The organism is Micromonospora sp. NBC_01740 (assembly GCF_035920365.1).
In the GTDB taxonomy this organism is placed as follows: Bacteria; Actinomycetota; Actinomycetes; order Mycobacteriales; family Micromonosporaceae; genus Micromonospora; species Micromonospora reichwaldensis.
On record NZ_CP109150.1, the window covers coordinates 3,629,267 to 3,646,398 of the forward strand.

The following is a 17,132-nucleotide window of genomic DNA, read 5'->3' on the forward strand; positions in this document are numbered from 1 at the left end:
CGGGTGGTCATGCTCGTGGACAACGCCGTCGAGGGCGACTCCCGGGTGCAGAAGACCGCCGCCTCGGCCGCCGAGGCCGGCTGGGACGTGGTCCTGCTGGGCCGCTCGGCCACCGGCAAGGTCAAGACCTGGCAGCTCGGCGGGGCCGAGGTCCGGCTGCTGCCGATGACCACCTCGCTCGCCCGGGCGCCGCACGAGTTCCGCCGCCACTGGGTGCGCGGCCCGCTGGCGTACCCGCCCACCGGCATCGCCGCCCGGCGCGAGCAGGAGGTGCGCGCCCGCCGCGCCGACCTGGAGGCGCGGCTCGGTGCGCTGAGCCAGGCCCGGGAGGAGGGGCGATCCTCCGCCGGGCTGACGCTGAGCCGGCAGCTGCTGCGGGGTGAGCTGCTGGCGACGAAGGTGTCGCGCCGCTGGGTGTCGCTGCGTCGACGCCAGCTCAGCCGGGCCCAGAAGGCACGCAAGGACCTGGCCACCCCGGTCGACCAGCTCTACACCAAGTTCTGGCAGACGGTGGCCGGCGACCGCGCCTGGCGCCGGCTCGACCCGGCGCTGTGGGACTTCGAGCTGGCGTACGGGCCGGTGGTTGACAAGCTGCGGCCGGACCTGATCCACGCCAACGACTTCCGCATGCTCGGGGTCGGCGCCCGGGCCAAGCTGCGGGCCGCCGCCAAGGGCCGGCGCGTCGCGCTGGTCTGGGACGCCCACGAGTTCCTGCCCGGCATCCGGCGCTGGAACGACAGCCCCCGGTGGCTGCCGGCCAACACGGCCCACGAGCGGGAGTACGCCCCGTACGCCGACGCGGTGCTCACCGTCTCCGACGGGCTGGCGGACCTGCTGCGCGAGCGGCACCACCTGCCCGAGCAGCCCACCGTCGTGCTCAACACCCCGAGCAGCGCGGACGCGGCGGGCGGCGGCGACGGGGTGCCCGACATCCGCCAGCTCTGCGGGATCGGGCCGGACGTGCCGCTGCTGGTCTACAGCGGTGCCGCCGCGGAACAGCGGGGCCTCGGCATCATGGTCGAGGCGCTCACCGAGCTGCCCGGCGCGCACGTGGCGCTGGTGGTGCCCCGCCCCGCCGCCCCGTACGTGAAGGGGTTGGTGGTGCGGGCGGGTGAGTTGGGGGTGGCCGAGCGGGTGCACGTGTTGTCGTACGTGCCGCATCATCAGGTGGTGCCGTTCTTGTCGGGGGCTTCGGTGGGGGTCATTCCGATTCATCATTGGCCGAATCATGAGATCGCGTTGATCACGAAGTTCTTCGAGTATTCGCATGCGCGGTTGCCGTTGGTGGTCAGTGATGTGCGGACGATGGCGGAGGCGGTGCGGTCGACGGGGCAGGGTGAGGTGTTCCGGGCGGAGGATGTGGGGGACTTCGTGCGGGTGGTGCGGGGTGTGTTGGGGGATCCGGGGCGTTATCGGGAGGCGTACGAGCGTCCGGGTTTGTTGGAGTCGTGGACGTGGGAGGCGCAGGCGCGGGTGCTCGACGGTGTCTACTCCCGACTGCTGCCCGACCACCCGCCCGCTCCGGCGCACCGCCCGGCGGCCGGGTCCGCGCCCGACTCGCCCCGGCAGGTGGGGGTCTGATCGCACGGCCCCGCCCTTGAGCGGCCCCGGCAGGTCGGGGGTCTGACCGCGTGCCCGGCCGTCGGCGGCGACGGGGCGCGGTGGGCGGCGATGCGGCCGGAGCGGAGGCACCGTGGAGCGTGTCCCCATGAGTAGGATCGGGCACCGTGACCGCAGCGCATCCCCCGGCGACAGACCTCTCCACCGACGCCGCCGAGGAGCGCGCGCCGGCTGATCCGCCCCGGGAGTCCCGCCGGCGCCGGCCGGACCTCGTCGCCGTGTTCGTCCTTCTCGCCGGCGCGCTCTGGGTGACCGCCCGGGGCTGGCGCGACGTGCACGGCCGGGTGCTCGGCGCGCAGCCGGCGGACCAGGACTTCAACGAGTGGATGCTGGCCCACGCGGCGCACGCGGTGGCCAACCTGGAGAACCCGTTCTTCACGACGTTGCAGAACGCGCCGGACGGCGTGAACCTGATGACCAACGTGGGCATCCAGTTGCCCGGCATCCTGCTCGCGCCGGTCACCCTGCTCGGCGGCGCCTCGCTGTCCTACCTGGTGCTGATGACCCTCAACCTCGCTGGCACCGGCTTCGCCTGGTACTGGGTGCTCTCCCGGCACGTGGTCGGCAACCGCGCGGCGGCGCTGGTCGGCGCCGCCTGCTGCGCCTTCGCGCCGGCCCTCATCTCGCACAGCAACGGTCACCCGCACGTCACCGCGCAGTGGCTGGTCCCGCTCATCGTGTGGCGGGTGGCCCGACTCACCCGCGGCGGGCGCCCGCTGCGCGACGGGCTCATCCTCGGCGCGCTGGTCTCCGCGCAGTTCTTCGTCAGCGTCGAGATCCTCTTCATCCTCGCCCTGGCCTGCGTGATGGCGCTGCTGGGCCACGTGCTGTTCCGGCCCCGGGCGGCGCTGGCCGCGGCCCCCCGGGCGCTGGCCGTGCTGGGTGTCGCCGGCGCGCTGACCCTGCTGGTGACGGCGTACCCGCTCTGGATGCAGTTCCTCGGCCCGCAGCACCGCAGCGGACACCCCACCGACCCCGACAAGTACGCCCTGCGGCTCGCCTCCTACTTCAGCTACGCGACCGAGTCGCTCGGCGGCGGCCCGCAGGGTGACCGCCGGCTGGCCGCCAACGTGACCGAGGAGGCCAGCTTCTACGGCTGGCCGCTGGTGCTGGTGGCGGTCGCCGCGATGGCCTGGCTGCGCCGGGAGCACCTGGTCCGGGTGCTGGGCTTCACCGCGGTGCTGGCGGCGCTCTTCTCGCTGGGCAACACGATCAACTGGGCGGTCCGCGGGCCCGGGGTCCCCGGGCCGTTCCGGCTGTTGAACGGCCTGCCGGTGGTCGACGCGATGGTGGTGGCCCGCTTCGCCCTGATCACCACGGCCGCCCTCGGGGTGCTCATGGCGATCGTGGTGGACCGGTTGCTCTCCGGCCGGGTCCCGGCCCGGGTGGGCGTCGTGCCGGTCCGGCCGCTGGTCGCGGTGGCGCTGGCCGTCGCCCTGGTGCCGCTGCTGCCGACCCCGCTGCCGGCCGTGGGTCGCCCGGAGGTGCCCGACTTCGTCACCGCCGGCGGGTGGCGGGACCACGTCGCGCCCGGGCGGACGCTCGTGCCGGTGCCGGTGGAGAACATGACCTCGGTGCGCTGGGGCGCCGCCGCGGGTGCCGGCTTCGCCGTGCCACAGGGCTACTTCCTCGGACCGACCTCGCCCACCGACGACACCGGCCGGTGGGGGGTGGATCCCCGGCCCACCGCGGTCCTGCTGACCCAGGTGGCCACCGGGGAACGCCCGGCGCCGGTCACCATCACCCCCGCGGAACGCGCGCAGGCGGAGCTGGACGTGCGGCACTGGCGGGCGGACGCCGTGGCGCTGCCCCGGCATCCCCGCGCCGAGGCGCTCCGCGCGGTGCTGGACGCGTGCTTCGGTCCGGGCCGCCGCGTCGACGACGTCTGGCTCTGGGACGTCCGCCCGCTGACCCGCTGACCGCCCGGGCGGTTCCTACTCCGGGGGCTGCTGCCCCGGTCCGACCGCGGTGTCCGGGGCGGGCGCCGGGGCGGGCCGGGCGGGTCTGCCCAGCAGCATGGCGAGGCCGACCACCACCGGCAGCCAGATGACCAGGACCAGCCGGTCCGCCTCGGACTCCTTGGGGTGGGCCACCAGCGTGAGCAGTCCGGTCGCCCCGGCCGTGGCGAAGAGCAGCGCGGCCCGGCCGGGCAGCGCCCGGAACAGGGCGGCGAAGCCGACCAGCAGCAGGGCCAGGAACGGCGAGGCGGCCAGCGGCGCGCCCCCGTTCCACCAGGCGTTGAGCTGGGCGGGCCAGAAGTCCCGGTTCAGCTCCACCAGGCGGGGCCACGGGTCGGGCACGTCCGGCCGGGTGAAGTGCACGGTGAACTTGTCCTGGAGCGTCTCCGCCGCGCCGGGGATGTCCAGCGCGGCGCTGAGGCCGAGCCAGACCGCCGTGGCCACGCCGCAGGCGGCGGTGAGCACGACCAGCCCCGGCTCCCAGCCGGCCCGGCGGCGGCGGGCCAGGGTCAGCGCGCCGAGCACCGCCGTCAGCGCGCCCGACAGCAGCAGGCCGGTCGCCGGCCGGGTGACGGTCGAGCCGAGCAGCGCGGCCAGCACCGCGCCGCCGAGCAGCAGCCGGCCGCGCGTCGAGCCGCCCGGCCGCAGCAGGGGTATGGCGGCGCAGAGCGCGGCCAACGCGAACGCCGTCGCGCCGGCCTCGGCCAGCAGCCGGCTCAGCCAGAACCCGGTGGGCAGGAGGAAGAGCAGCGCGGTGGCCGCGAGCGAGCTGACCAGGCCGCCACCGAGCAGCCGGACCGCCAGGGCCGCCAACACGCCGGCCAGCACGGCGAGCGCGGCGGTGGCCAGCACCATTCCCCGCTCCCCGAAGGCCAGCACGAACGGTGCCACGGTCAGCGAGTAGCCGGGCCGGGTGGTGAAGATCCGCTGGTAGCGCGGGGGCATGCTGGCGGCCCACTGCCGGGTGCCGGCGACGCAGGAGATACCCGGGCGCGGGCTCGGCATGCCCTGGCGGCAGACCAGCCGGGCGGCGAATCGGTCCGCCTCGGCGGACGGCGTGCCGGTCGCGGTGACCGCCTGCCGGGCGTACCAGTAGGTGTCCGGGTAGGCGTGCTGCGGCGCGGTCTCCCAGCGGCCCACCCACAGCAGGCTGCCGAGCGCGGCGGCGGCGAGCAGGCCGAGCACCAGCCGGAGGCGGGCCCGGCGGGCGTCCGGCGCGGTCACCGGCGCGCCACCGAGGTTTTGGCTACTCGACATCTCGCCCTACTTCCGGCGGAAGGTATCCGGCTGACAGTTTCCTCGCGCGGAGCGCGCATCGACGCGGTCGGCGCCGGGACGGACAGCGGGGAGGGTACGCTCCGGGGCGCGCGGAGGCGAAGTCGACCCGCGCTTTCCCACATCCATGGTGCGAGGGCGCCGGCCGGCGGTCTCGTACAATCGCTCGGGATCCGGGCCGGGTGACCCGGCCGGACAGCACCGGGCAGAGGCGGAGTAGCAGACGATGGGGCTGAACGGCGGCGCCGGCGCCCGGGGGCGTGTTGTCATGCTGGTCGACAACGGGGTCAACGGTGACTCCCGGGTACAGAAGGCCGCCCGTTCGGCCGCCGACGCCGGCTGGGAGGTCGTCCTGCTCGGCCGCACATCCGCCGGGCGCGAACAGAGCTGGCACCTCGGCGACGCCGAGGTGCGCCTGCTGCCGATGCCCGAGCCGCTGGCCAAGCGCCGGCACGAGTTCCGCCGTGGCTGGCTGCGCTGGCCGCTGGCGTACCCGCCCACCGGGATCGCCGCGCACCGCAGCCAGGCGATGAAGGCCTGGCGTGCGGACCTGACCTTCCGGCGGGCCGCCCTGACGGTGGCCGCGCGCGCCGGTGGCGCCGGCCGCCCGTCACCCCTGCGGTGGCACGCGCTGCGCGCGGAGGAGCTGGTCGCCGGGGCGACCCGCCGCTGGGTCTCGTTCCGCCACTGGCAGCTCACCCGGTCCCGGCGCGACCGGAAGAAGCTGGACGGGCCGCTGGACCGGGCGTACACCAGGTTCTGGCAGGCCGTGCAGGGCGACGGCGCCTGGCGGCGGCTGGAGCCGGGGCTGTGGGACTACGAGCTGGCCTACGGCCCGACGGTCGACGAACTGCGGCCGGACCTGATCCACGCCAACGACTTCCGCATGCTCGGGGTGGCCGCCCGGGCCAAGCTGCGGGCCGCCGCCAAGGGCCGGCGGGTCGCGGTCGTCTGGGACGCCCACGAGTACCTCCCCGGCGTGCAGGCGTGGCGCGACAACGTCCGGTGGCTGCCCGGCAACATGGCGCACGAGCGGGAGTTCGTGCCGTACGCGGACGCGGCGACGACCGTCTCCGGCGGGCTGGCCGACCTGTTGCAGCAGGAGCACGGCCTGGCCGAACGGCCGGAGGTCGTGCTCAACGCCCCCTCGCTGGCCGAGCTGCCCGGCCCGGGCGACGAGCCCGCGCCGGACATCCGCCAGCTCTGCGGGATCGGGCCGGACGTGCCGCTGCTGGTCTACAGCGGCGTCGCCGCCGCGCGGCGGGGCCTCGACGTCATGGTCGAGGCGCTGCCGCAACTGCCCGGGGCGCACGCCGCCTTCGTGGTCAACAAGCCCGACTCCGCGTACGTGAAGGGGTTGGTGGTGCGGGCGGGTGAGTTGGGGGTGGCCGAGCGGGTGCACGTGTTGTCGTACGTGCCGCATCATCAGGTGGTGCCGTTCTTGTCGGGGGCTTCGGTGGGGGTCATTCCGATTCATCATTGGCCGAATCATGAGATCGCGTTGATCACGAAGTTCTTCGAGTATTCGCATGCGCGGTTGCCGTTGGTGGTCAGTGATGTGCGGACGATGGCGGAGGCGGTGCGGTCGACGGGGCAGGGTGAGGTGTTCCGGGCGGAGGATGTGGGGGACTTCGTGCGGGTGGTGCGTGCGGTGTTGGGGGATCCGGGGCGTTATCGGGAGGCGTACGAGCGTCCGGGTTTGTTGGAGTCGTGGACGTGGGAGGCGCAGGCGCGGGTGCTCGACGGTGTCTACTCCCGGCTGCTGCCCGCCGGCCGCGGTGCCGGCGGTGACGACACCACCCCGGGCGCCGAGCCGCCAGCCCTGCGGGTCGGCGCGTGACCACGCCCGACGTGACGGTGGTGACGGCCGTCTACAACACGATGCCGGACCTGACCCGGTGCCTGACCTCCCTGGTGGAGCAGACCATCGGGCTGGACCGGCTGGAGGTCGTCGCGGTCGACGACGGCTCCACCGACGGCAGCGGCGCCGAGCTGGACCGCTTCGCGGCGGCGTACCCGGGCACCGTGAAGGTGCTGCACCAGGCGAACTCGGGCGGCCCCGCCGCCCCCAGCAACCGTGCGCTGGAGCACGCCACCGGCCGCTACGTCCTGTTCATCGGCGCCGACGACCACCTCGGGCCGGAGGCGCTGGCCCGGATGGTCGCCGCGGCCGACGAGTGGGGCTCCGACGTGCTGCTCGGCCGGATGGTCGGGGTCAACGAACGCTACGTCCACCAGGCGATCTTCGAGAGCACCCGGGCCGAGGTGGACCTCTTCGCCTCCGCGCTGCCGTTCGCCCTGTCCAACACCAAGCTGTTCCGGCGCGACCTGATCGAGAAGTACGCGCTGCGCTACCCGGAGGACATGCCGGTCGGCAGCGACCAGCCGTTCACCCTGGAGGCGTGCCTGCGGGCCGGGCGCATCTCGGTGCTCGCCGACTACGACTACTACTACGCGGTCAAGCGGCTCAACGCCGGCAACATCACCTACCGCAGCAACCACCTCGCCCGGCTGCGCGGCGTCGAGCGCGTCGTCGAGGTGGTGGCGGAGCTGATCGAGCCCGGCGAGCGGCGCGACGCGGTGCTGTACCGGCACTTCACCTGGGAGATCGCCAAGCTGCTCCAGGACGACTTCCTGACGCTGGAGCCCGACGTCCAGGAACAGGTCCGCGCGGGCGTGGCCAACCTGGCCCGCAAGCACCTCACGGATCCCATCCGGGACCGGCTGGGCGTCACCGCCCGGGTGCGCATCGGCGCCGCCTGGCTCGGGTCGCTCGCCGACCTGCGGGCGGTGATCAGGCAGGACGTCGAGGAGGGGCTGCCGCCCACGGTGGTGCAGGACGAGCGCTGGTACGCCCTGTACCCTGGCTTCGGCGACCCCCGTTCCGCCCTGTCCGAGGAGTGGTTCGAGGTCAGCCGGTCCGACCCCAAGTGGCTCGCCCGGCTGGAAGCGGTCTCCGCGACCTGGTCCCCCGACCGGGGCGGGGAGAGGACGCTGACGGTCGCCGCGCGCAGCCCCTGGCCGGAGCTCGCCGAGCTCGCCGACGGCGGGCTCACCTTCAAGGTGGGTTCGGCCGCCGGCACGGTCACCGGCCTGACGGAGGACCCGCTGGGGACCACCGTCCGGGTCACGTTCCGGGCCGTCGACCTGCTCGCCGGCCTCCCGCCCGGAGGGCGGACCCGGACCGTCCGGGTCACCGCCGTGGCGGCCGGGGAGAGCGGTTCCACCCCGCTGCGCGGGCCACGTCCGCCGGTCCGGCAGCGGGTGCTCCACCGACACGGCGGACAGCTGTACGTGTTCACCACGACCACGAACCACAAGGGCCACCTGGTGATCGCCGTCTCGCCGGTGACGCTGCGCCGGGTGGTGGCCCGCCTGCGGCGCAGGCTTCCACTAGGAGGAAAGTAGTTCCATGAACATCTGCGTCGTCGCGCTGGGGAAGATCGGTCTGCCGCTCGCCGTGCAGTTCGCCACGAAGGGCCACCGGGTGATCGGTGCCGACGTCTCCGAGCGGGTCGTCGGGCTGGTCAACGACGGGGCGGTGCCCTTCCCGGGCGAGACCGACCTGGACGTCAAGCTCAAGGAGACCGTCGCCGCCGGGCTGCTGACCGCCACCACCGACACCGCCGCCGCGGTCGCCGAGTCCGAGGCGGTCGTGGTGGTCGTGCCGCTCTTCGTGGACGCCGAGGGCGTGCCGGACTTCGGCTGGATGGACGACGCGACCCGCGCCATCGCCGCCGGCCTCAAGCCGGGCACCCTGGTCAGCTACGAGACCACCCTGCCGGTCGGCACCACCCGCAACCGCTGGGCGCCGATGCTCGAGGAGGGCTCGGGGCTGACCGCGGGCAAGGACTTCCACCTGGTCTTCAGCCCCGAGCGGGTGCTCACCGGCCGGGTCTTCGCCGACCTGCGCCGCTACCCGAAGCTGGTCGGCGGCGTCGACGAGGCGTCGGCGGAGCACGGCGTGCGCTTCTACGAGGCGGTGCTGGACTTCGACGAGCGGCCCGACCTGGCGCAGCCCAACGGCGTCTGGGACCTCGGCTCCGCCGAGGCGTCCGAGCTGGCCAAGCTGGCCGAGACCACCTACCGAGACGTCAACATCGGGCTGGCCAACCAGTTCGCCCGGTTCGCCGACACCGTCGGCGTGGACGTCACCAAGGTCATCGCGGCGTGCAACACCCAGCCGTACAGCCACATCCACCAGCCGGGCATCGCGGTCGGCGGGCACTGCATCCCGATCTACCCCCGGATGTACCTGTGGAACGACCCGGCGGCCACCGTCGTCCGCTCGGCCCGCGAGGCCAACGCGGCCATGCCGGAGTACGCGGTGGACCTGCTCGCCGCCGCCTACGGCGACCTGACCGACGTCGGGGTGCTGGTGCTGGGCGCCGCCTACCGGGGCGGCGTCAAGGAGACGGCCTTCTCCGGTGTCTTCCCGACCGTGGACGCGCTGCGGCGGCGCGGTGCCCGGCCGTACGTCTCGGACCCGATGTACACCGCCGAGGAACTCACCGCGCACGGCCTGCCGCCGTACGACGGTGAGCCGCTCGGCGCGGCCGTCGTGCAGGCGGACCACGCGGAGTACCGCACCCTCAGCCCGGCCGACCTGCCCGGCGTGACCGTCCTGGTCGACGGCCGCCGGGTCACCGACGCGGCCCGCTGGGCCGGCGTGCGGCGGGTGGTCATCGGCGGCTGATCCGCCGTCGCGTCACGGGGCCCCGGTCGACAACGGCCGGGGCCCCGTCGCGTCGAGCGGGGTGCCGCCGTGGCCCGCTGGTGGGCTGCGCGACACCCCGGCAATACTCGAAGGACATGCCACGTTAAGGTCGCACCTGCCCGGATTCGCCGGTGATCGATAGGGGAGTGTGTCTTTGTTCAGCAAACTGCGCAGGCAGCCGGACGCCGGCCTCATCGGCGCGCTACTGCTGTCGTACGCCGTCATGGTGCTGGCCGGGGCCCTCGGCTGGATGATCCCCTTCGCGGTCGCCGGCCTGGCCGTGGCCGCCGGTGAACTCACCCTGCTGCGCCGCCCGGCGGGCGGGGTACTGCTGGACAAGGCCGGGATCGGGAGCCTGTACCGGCACCTGGCCCGGGACCTGGCGGTCGTCCTGCTGATCGTGACGACGGTCCGCCCCGGCCCGACGGCGCTGGTCCTGGTGCTGCTGCTGCCTGCGGCGCTGCTGGCGCTCGCCCTCGGCACGGGGGTGCTGGCGCGCCTCGGCGAGCGGGGCGCCGCCGCCGTCGCCTTCGTCCGCAACATCGAGGTCGGGCGGTCCTCCGGGGCGCCCCGACCGCCGGCCTGGGCCGTCGCCCTCGAGGGCGACCTGCTGCCCCTGCTCAACCTGCTGCTGGTGCCGGCGGCCGTGGTCGCGGTGCTGGCCGACGACGTGGCGCCGGTGGTGCTCACCGCGGCGGTCACCCTGGTGGCGGGGGCGCTGGTCGCCGCCGTGCTCGCGCTGACCTGGCTGCGCGGGCGCGGCCGGGCCACCTCGGCGCTGCCGGCCGTGCAGAGCTGGCTCGCCCGCGAGCAGCCGGACCTGGCGCTCTACTTCGCCGGCCCCGTCAAGGACGTCTACCAGGCCAACATGTGGCTCGCCCCGGTCGAGGCGACCGGCCGGCGGGCGGTGGTGCTGATGCGCCAGGAGGAGGCGTTCCGGGCGCTCGCCGACACCCGCCTGCCGGTGGTCTGCGTACCCGCCGGCACCGACTTCATGAACCTCGAACTGGGCAGCCTCCGGGCCGCCCTCTACGTGGCGAACGTCGGCGCCAACATCCACCTGCTGCGCGAGCCGGGCGTGAAGCACGTCTTCGTCGGCCACGGCGACAGCGACAAGCAGGCCAGCGTCAACCCCTACAGCAAGGTGTACGACGAGGTCTGGGTGGCCGGTCCGGCGGGGCGGGAACGCTACGCCCTCAGCGGCGTCGGCGTGCTCGACCGCGACATCGTCGAGATCGGCCGGCCGCAGCTGGCCGGCGTGCACACCTTCGGCTCGACGGCCACGGAGCGACCGTTCACCGTGCTCTACGCCCCGACCTGGGAGGGCTGGCTGGAGGAGGAGGTCTACCACACCTCCGTGGTGCTGATGGGCGAGCGGATCGTCGCCGGCCTGCTGGCGACCCCCGGGGTGCGGGTGATCTACAAGCCGCACCCGCTCACCGGCAGCCGGTCGGCGAAGGCCCGGTCGGCCAACGACCGGATCATCCGTCGGATCCGGGCCGCCGGCGGGCAGAGCGACGCGACCTCGCTGGCCGGCGACGCGCACCTCGTGGTCAGCGGCCGGGCGCCGGGGCTGTTCGACTGCTTCAACCAGACCGACCTGCTGGTCAGCGACATCTCCAGCGTCGTCTCGGACTTCATGCAGAGCCAGCGGCCGTACGTCGTGGCGAACCCGGCCGGGGTGCCCGAGGACGAGTTCCGCCGCCGGTACCCCACCGCGCGGGCCGCGTACCTGCTCGGTGCGGACTGCGGGGAGCTGCCGAAGATCGTCGCGGTGACCCGGGCCGGTGACGACCCGATGACCGAGGCGCGTCGGGAGCTGAAGACGTACCTGCTGGGCCCGGACGAGCCGAACGCGATGGACCGGTTCCGGGCGGAGGTCGACCGGCTCTGCGGCTGACGCGTCGACGCGGGGGCGGTGTCCGGTGGTGCCGGTCACCGCCCCCGCGTCGTCCGTTCAGCCCCGCTGCGGCGGGTTCTCCACGTCCCGCGAGACGACCTCGCCGCGCTCGTCGACCCAGCCCTTCGGGCGCGCCGGGTTGCCGGCGACCAGCTGGTACGGCGCCACGTCCCGGGTCACCACGGAGCCGGCCGCGATCATCGCGTACTCGCCGACCTCGATGCCGCAGACGAGAGTGGCGTTGGCGCCGATCGAGGCGCCCCGGCGGACCAGGGTCGGCGTGATCGTCCAGTCCGGATTCTGCGCCCGGGGCCGGAAGTCGTTGGTGAAGACCGCGCACGGGCCGACGAAGACCTCGTCCTCGATGGTGACGCCCTGGTACACCGAGACGTTGTTCTGGATCTTGACCAGGTCGCCGACCGTCACGCCGGCGTCGACGTACACGTTGCGGCCGATGACGCAGCCGGCGCCGACCTGCGCCGAGGACCGGATGTGGGCAAGGTGCCAGACCTTCGTGCCGTCGCCGACGCGGGCACCCTCCTCGACGTCGGCCGTCGGGTGGACGAAGACGGAGGGGGGCAGGGAACTGCTGTCAGTCATCCTTCAACTCGCATGGCTCGGGGCGCGGCGTCGCGCCGTCGGTGATCCGCGTCGGCGTACGCCGGGCGGGCGTCGATCGCGCGGATCGGTTCTGCCACACCCGCCCCGGGGCGCGCGGGCGAGGCCGGGGGAGCGGACTCGGCGTAGCATAGCGACCCGTCAGGCGAGCAGCGCCGCCACCGCGTCGGCGACCGGCAGGTCCGCCGGCAGCGCGTCGGCGGCCATCACGGCGGGCACCGGCAGCGGGCCGTACAGGTGCGGGAAGAGCGCCCCGTCGCGCGACGGCTCCCAGCGCAGCGCGTCGCCCAGCCGGTCCGGGTCCACCGTCAGCAGGGTCAGCCCGGTGGCGCCCGCGAAGTACCGCCGGGCCGTACCGACCACCTGGTCGGCGCCGGAGAGGTGGATGAACCCGGACTGCCGGTCCAGCGCCGTACCGTCGAGGTGGCCGGCGGCCAGCGCGTCGTCCCACTCGGTGGTGGTGAGGAGCTTGTAGATCACCCCGGCAGCCTACGCGCGGCCGGTCCCGCCGGCGGCCGTCCCGGTTTCCCGGTACCGCCCCGGTGCCCGCCGCCGCCCGGCATGCTCGGGGCAGCGGGCCGCGGAGGGATGGCGATGGAGAGCTACGACGAGGACTGGACCGACAGCCAGCGGGCGCTGTACGACGAGTGCCACCGGGCGGGCGGCGAGTGGGCCGGCGACCCGGACACCCCGACCGAGGACGTGCAGCACGTGATCAACCTCGGCCAGGCGGACGACGACACCCTCCCGGACGCCGAGATCGACTATCCACCCCTGGTCGACGCGGTCACCCAGGCCACCGGCGAGATCGTCACCAGCGTGCCCGCCAGCCACCACGACCCCGGCTTCCGGGGCTTCGTCGACGGGGTCCGCGACGCCACGGCCGACGAGGTCTTCGGTCTCTGATCCGGCCGGCCTGCCCCGCCGGGGGCGGGCCGCACCTCCGACCGGGGAGCGGTCGGCGTGGGACCGGCCCTCCCGCCGCGAGCGGGTTTCTGCCACCATTCGGGTCGACAAGCCGACGAATGGGGGCCCCGGGTGCGCATCCTGCTGGTCGAGGACGACCGCCGGGTGGCCGCCGCGCTCTCCTCCGCCCTCACCCGCCGGGGGTACGAGGTGGAGCACGCCGCGACCGTCGCCGCGGCCCTCTGTGCCGCCCCCTGCGACCTGGTGCTGCTGGACCTGACCCTGCCCGACGGCGACGGCACCGACCTGTGCCGGGAGCTGCGGCGGCGCAGCAGCCAGCTCGGCATCATCGCGGTGACCGCCCGGGGCGAGGAACGGGACCGGGTGCTCGGCCTGCGGCTCGGCGCGGACGACTACGTGGTCAAGCCGTTCTCCATGACCGAACTCCAGGCGCGCATCGAGGCGGTGCTGCGCCGCGCGGCGCACGCCGTGCCGGAGCGCAACCTGATCGAGGTGGGGCCCGTACGCGTCGACGTGGCCGCCCGGACGGTCACCGTCGGGGGCCGGCCGGTGGCGCTGACCCGCAAGGAGTTCGACGTCCTGCTCTCCCTGGCCCGGCAGCCCGGCGTGGCGGTGGCCCGGGAACGGATCCTGCTCGACGCCTGGGGCTCGACCTGGGGCGACGGGCACACGGTCGAGGTGCACGTCGGCTCGCTGCGTGGCAAGCTGGGCGACCCCGGCCTGGTGGAGACCGTACGCGGGGTCGGCTACCGCCTGCGCGGCGAGTGAGGGGACGCCGTGCGACGTCGGCTGGTGATCAGCTATCTGCTGTTGATGGTGCTGGTGCTGATCGCGTTGGAGACCCCGCTGGCGATCACCCTGGCGAACCGGGAGACCGACCGGGTACGCGCCGACCGGCTCGCCGACGCCACCCGGTTCGCCTCGCTGGCTGGTCCGGCGCTGCGCGGCGGCACCCCCGGCCCGCTCGCCAACGAGCTGCGCAGCTACGACGCCCTGTACGACATCGGTGCGGCGGTGGTCGACCGGGAGCGTCGGACGGTGGCGGCCTCCGGGAGCTGGCGGATGGCCCCGGGTTCCCGCGAGGCGTTGGACATGGCGCTCTCCGGCCAGCAGGCCAGCGGGCCGGACTCGGTCTGGCCGTGGGTCGACGGGCCGATCGTCGTGGCGGTGCCGATCAACGACGGTGGCGAGGTGCTCGGGGCGGTGGTCATCACCACCCCCGCCGATCCGGTCCGGCGGGCCGTGACCGTCTGGTGGCTGGCGCTGGCCGGAACGGGGCTGCTCGCCGTGCTGGCCTGCGTGCTGACCGCGTTCGGGCTGGCCGGCTGGGTATTGCGCCCGGTCACCGAGCTGGACGCGGTCACCCATGAGATCGCCGAGGGGGACCGTGGCGCACGGGTGCAGCACCGGCTCGGCCCGCCGGAACTGCGTCGCCTGGCGACCAGCTTCAACCACATGGCCGACGTCGTCTCCGACGTGATGGACCGGCAGCGGGCGTTCGTCGCACACGCCAGCCACCAACTGCGCAACCCGCTGACCGCGCTGCGGCTGCGCGTGGAGGAGCTGGGGCCGAGCCTCACCGACGCGGACGGGCGTGCCGAGCACCAACTGGCCCTGGAGGAGACCGACCGGCTGGCCCTCGTGCTGGACGCGCTGCTGACCCTGGCCCGCGCGGAGCGGCGGGAGAACCAGCGGGTCACCGTCGACGCGGCGGCCGTCGCCGCGTCCCGGGTGGCCGCCTGGGAGCCGCTCGCCCGGCACCACCGCATCACCCTCCGGCTGGTGGCCGGGGACGCCCCGGCGTACGCGCGGACCGTGCCGACCGCCATCGACCAGGCCCTGGACGCGCTGATTGACAACGGGGTCAAGTTCAGCGACGCCGGTGGCGAGGTGACGGTGACCGTCCGGCACGACGGCGACGGCACCGCGCTGGAGGTCCGGGACACCGGGCCGGGCATGACGGCGAGCCAGCTCGGACAGGCGACCGAGCGGTTCTGGCGGGCCCCGGAGGTGCAGAACATCGACGGGGCCGGGCTGGGCCTCACCATCGTCGCCGTGCTGGTCGACGCCTCGGACGGGCGGCTCACCATGCGCGGGGGCGAGCCGCGCGGCCTGGTCGCCGGCCTCTGGTTCCCCGCCCCCGCCGACGCCGCTCCCGCCGCGTCGGGCCGCGACGGCGCTCCCGCGTCGCCCCGCGCCACCGGGCAGCTCGACAGCGGCGTCGGGGTGTAGCGGCGGCGGGTCAGGGCTTGGCGGCGCGGTACCAGTCGGCGGCGCCGGGGTGCAGCGGCAGGGGCGCGGTGGCGATGGCCGAGCGGGGGCTCATCCGGCCGGCGGCCGGATGCGCGGCGGCCAACTCCTGGCGGCGTTCCATCAGCAGCCGGGTCACCTCCCGGATCAGGGGCGTCGGCAGGTCGGCCCGGACGATCAGGAAGTTCGGGTTGGCCACCGTGGTCACCGGGTCGGTGCCGTACACCGAGCGGGGGATGTCGCGGGAGACGTAGACCTCCGGGTTGCTCTCGCGGAGCGGCCCGGTCCACTCGCCGAGGTCGACGATCCGGGTCGCGCTGTCGTCCGTGAGCTGCTCCAGCGCCCTGACCGGCAGCCCGCCGGAGAAGAAGAACGCGTCGATCGTGCCGGCCCGCAGCGCCGCGACCGAGTCGTCGAGGCCGAGGTGCTCCTGGCGTACCCGGTCACCACCGAGGCGGGCCACCTCCAGCAGCCGGACGGCGGTGATCTCGGTGCCGGAGCCGGGCGCGCCCACGGACACCCGCCGCCCGCGCAGGTCGTTCAGGGTGCGGACGGGACCGCCGGCGGTGGTGACCAGGTGCAGCAGATCGTCGTAGACCCGGGCGACCGCGACCACGGACGGGTGCGTCGCCGGCGCCGCCGGCAGCACGTCGGCCTGGGTGAAACCCAGCTCGGCCTGGCCGGAGCCGACCAGCCGGACGTTCTCCGCCGAGGCGGCGGTCACCACCACGCTGGCCCGGACGTCCGGCAGCTCCCGGTTGAGCACGGCGGCCAGGGACTGCCCGAAGGCGTGGTAGACCGCCGTCGGGCTGCCGGTCGCGATCCGGATCCGTACCGGTGGCTCGGGAGCGTCCTGGCAGCCGGCGACGCCGGGCAACGCCACCACCAGCAGCAGCGCCAGCAGCGCCGGCGGGTGGACACGGCGCGGGCGGACACGGCGGAACCCGGTGCGACTCACGCGCTGCACTCTGCGCCGTGCGGGCCGTCGCCGCAACCCGCCGCCCACCGACCGGGCTAGGAACCCGGCGGGTGTCGGTGACGATGGTCAGCTCGCTGCGGTACGCGACCGGTCCGCAGCGCCGCCGAACGTGCTCACCCGGCAATCACGACCGCTCGCGCAGGTGGGCGGGATCCAGCGCGGTGCTGTGCAGGATCCGCTGGCGGTCCGGGCCGTCGGCGACACAGACCAGGTAACAGCCGGTGCCGGGGCGCAGCAGCGCCGGAACGTCCAGCAGGGCGGCCCCGCGTACCAGGATGGCGGCCAGTTCCCGGTCGGTGATCCGGACGCCGAGGATGTGCCGGCGGACGTGCCGCCCACCGGCGAGCAGGGCGGCCCGCCAGGCGGCGGCGGCCAGCCGGGGCCGCCACGCCCGCCGTACGGTCGACGCGCCCGGGACCGGCCCGCCCAGCAGCTCGCGCCGGCCCTGCCGCCAGCCGGCCTCCAGCGTCCTCGCGTACGCCGGCCGGTGCTGGTGCGGCACGGAGAGCCGGTGCAGCTCGAAGCGGCGGCGCAGGCCGCCCACGGTCACCTCGTGCTCGATGGGGACGTCCAGCCGGTGGAGGAGCTGACGCATGCGGTGCGCCGCCTCCTCCCGGTTGAACTCCACCGACGGGGGGCGGTGCTCCGCCGCCGGCCGGCGGGTGCCGACGACGGCCGGCGGGGGCGTGCAGCGCAGCAGGCAGGCGGCCTCGAACGCGTCCGCCAGGGTGGACCAGTCCAACGGCGGCGGCGTCGCGGGCAGGCGCGGCCGATCGAGCAGGATCTGTTCGGGAGCCAACTTGGGCACTCCTTGTCGGCGTCGGGGTCCCTCTACCGTGGTCGCTCGACGCCGCCGGGGAAACCGATCGGCCCCAGCCTTGAGGAAAT

At 74.6% G+C, this 17,132-nt stretch carries 14 protein-coding genes; 9 read left to right on the forward strand and 5 right to left on the reverse strand.

Translation table 11 applies throughout. From position 1 onward, the window contains the following. Nucleotides 1-9: 9 nt before the first annotated feature. Together OG989_RS16910 and OG989_RS16915 are read left to right on the forward strand one after the other, a co-directional pair. Complete coding sequence (locus OG989_RS16910; protein WP_327031182.1) at nt 10-1,581, forward strand: glycosyltransferase family 4 protein; 1,572 nt, start codon at nt 10-12, stop codon at nt 1,579-1,581. Nucleotides 1,582-1,727: 146 nt separating this feature from the next. Further along, complete coding sequence (locus OG989_RS16915) at nt 1,728-3,539, forward strand: hypothetical protein (RefSeq protein WP_327031071.1); 1,812 nt, start codon at nt 1,728-1,730, stop codon at nt 3,537-3,539. 15 nt (nt 3,540-3,554) lie between these two features. Here the strand turns inward: OG989_RS16915 and OG989_RS16920 are convergent, their stop codons facing one another. After that, complete coding sequence (locus OG989_RS16920; RefSeq protein ID WP_327031072.1) at nt 3,555-4,835, reverse strand: hypothetical protein; 1,281 nt, start codon at nt 4,833-4,835, stop codon at nt 3,555-3,557. Nucleotides 4,836-5,121: 286 nt separating this feature from the next. On the opposite strand from OG989_RS16920, the gene OG989_RS16925 reads away from it, so the two are divergent. From OG989_RS16925 to OG989_RS16940, 4 genes are all read left to right on the forward strand, one after another. Beyond that, a complete protein-coding gene (locus OG989_RS16925; protein WP_327031073.1) occupies nt 5,122-6,693 on the forward strand; it encodes a glycosyltransferase family 4 protein in 1,572 nt (523 codons plus the stop codon). After that, a complete protein-coding gene (locus OG989_RS16930; protein WP_151454368.1) occupies nt 6,690-8,261 on the forward strand; it encodes a glycosyltransferase family 2 protein in 1,572 nt (523 codons plus the stop codon). Before OG989_RS16925 ends, OG989_RS16930 begins: the two co-directional genes overlap by 4 nt. 4 nt (nt 8,262-8,265) lie before the next feature. Continuing rightward, nucleotides 8,266-9,549: a nucleotide sugar dehydrogenase gene (locus OG989_RS16935; RefSeq protein ID WP_151454369.1), complete on the forward strand. Its 1,284-nt coding sequence runs from the start codon at nt 8,266-8,268 to the stop codon at nt 9,547-9,549. 175 nt (nt 9,550-9,724) lie between these two features. Then, the gene (locus tag OG989_RS16940; RefSeq protein ID WP_327031074.1) at nt 9,725-11,470 is read left to right on the forward strand and encodes a CDP-glycerol glycerophosphotransferase family protein; all 1,746 of its coding nucleotides are present in this window, start codon (nt 9,725-9,727) and stop codon (nt 11,468-11,470) included. 57 nt (nt 11,471-11,527) lie between these two features. On the opposite strand, the gene OG989_RS16945 is transcribed toward OG989_RS16940, so the two are convergent. Both OG989_RS16945 and OG989_RS16950 read right to left on the reverse strand, forming a co-directional pair. Next, nucleotides 11,528-12,070 (reverse strand): acyltransferase, encoded by a 543-nt coding sequence (locus tag OG989_RS16945; protein WP_151454371.1) that lies wholly within the window; start codon nt 12,068-12,070, stop codon nt 11,528-11,530. Nucleotides 12,071-12,229: 159 nt separating this feature from the next. Then, the gene (locus OG989_RS16950) at nt 12,230-12,568 is read right to left on the reverse strand and encodes a DUF952 domain-containing protein (protein ID WP_151454372.1); all 339 of its coding nucleotides are present in this window, start codon (nt 12,566-12,568) and stop codon (nt 12,230-12,232) included. Between the two features lie 114 nt (nt 12,569-12,682). On the opposite strand from OG989_RS16950, the gene OG989_RS16955 reads away from it, so the two are divergent. The 3 genes from OG989_RS16955 to OG989_RS16965 all read left to right on the forward strand — a co-directional run bounded on the left by OG989_RS16955 (nt 12,683) and on the right by OG989_RS16965 (nt 15,247). Beyond that, nucleotides 12,683-12,994, forward strand: a complete 312-nt coding sequence (locus OG989_RS16955) for a hypothetical protein (RefSeq protein ID WP_151454373.1) — start codon at nt 12,683-12,685, stop codon at nt 12,992-12,994. Between the two features lie 132 nt (nt 12,995-13,126). Then, a complete protein-coding gene (locus OG989_RS16960; RefSeq protein WP_132235788.1) occupies nt 13,127-13,783 on the forward strand; it encodes a response regulator transcription factor in 657 nt (218 codons plus the stop codon). Between the two features lie 9 nt (nt 13,784-13,792). Next, nucleotides 13,793-15,247, forward strand: coding sequence for a sensor histidine kinase (locus OG989_RS16965; RefSeq protein ID WP_327031075.1), 1,455 nt, complete (start codon nt 13,793-13,795; stop codon nt 15,245-15,247). Between the two features lie 10 nt (nt 15,248-15,257). On the opposite strand, the gene OG989_RS16970 is transcribed toward OG989_RS16965, so the two are convergent. Together OG989_RS16970 and OG989_RS16975 are read right to left on the reverse strand one after the other, a co-directional pair. Continuing rightward, on the reverse strand, nt 15,258-16,232 hold the full coding sequence (locus OG989_RS16970) for a TAXI family TRAP transporter solute-binding subunit (protein WP_425857719.1): 975 nt from the start codon (nt 16,230-16,232) through the stop codon (nt 15,258-15,260). Nucleotides 16,233-16,368: 136 nt separating this feature from the next. Continuing rightward, a complete protein-coding gene (locus tag OG989_RS16975; RefSeq protein WP_151454376.1) occupies nt 16,369-17,043 on the reverse strand; it encodes a hypothetical protein in 675 nt (224 codons plus the stop codon). Between the last annotated feature and the right edge of the window lie 89 nt (nt 17,044-17,132).

What these genes read in the sequence shown, in the direction of transcription:
- OG989_RS16920 (WP_327031072.1), bottom strand. Translation starts at nt 4,835, where the DNA reads ATGTCGAGTAGCCAAAACCTCGGTGGCGCGCCGGTGACCGCGCCGGAC.
- OG989_RS16925 (WP_327031073.1), top strand. Translation starts at nt 5,122, where the DNA reads ATGCTGGTCGACAACGGGGTCAACGGTGACTCCCGGGTACAGAAGGCC.
- OG989_RS16935 (WP_151454369.1), top strand. Translation starts at nt 8,266, where the DNA reads ATGAACATCTGCGTCGTCGCGCTGGGGAAGATCGGTCTGCCGCTCGCC.
- OG989_RS16910 (WP_327031182.1), top strand. Translation starts at nt 10, where the DNA reads ATGCTCGTGGACAACGCCGTCGAGGGCGACTCCCGGGTGCAGAAGACC.
- OG989_RS16955 (WP_151454373.1), top strand. Translation starts at nt 12,683, where the DNA reads ATGGAGAGCTACGACGAGGACTGGACCGACAGCCAGCGGGCGCTGTAC.
- OG989_RS16945 (WP_151454371.1), bottom strand. Translation starts at nt 12,070, where the DNA reads ATGACTGACAGCAGTTCCCTGCCCCCCTCCGTCTTCGTCCACCCGACG.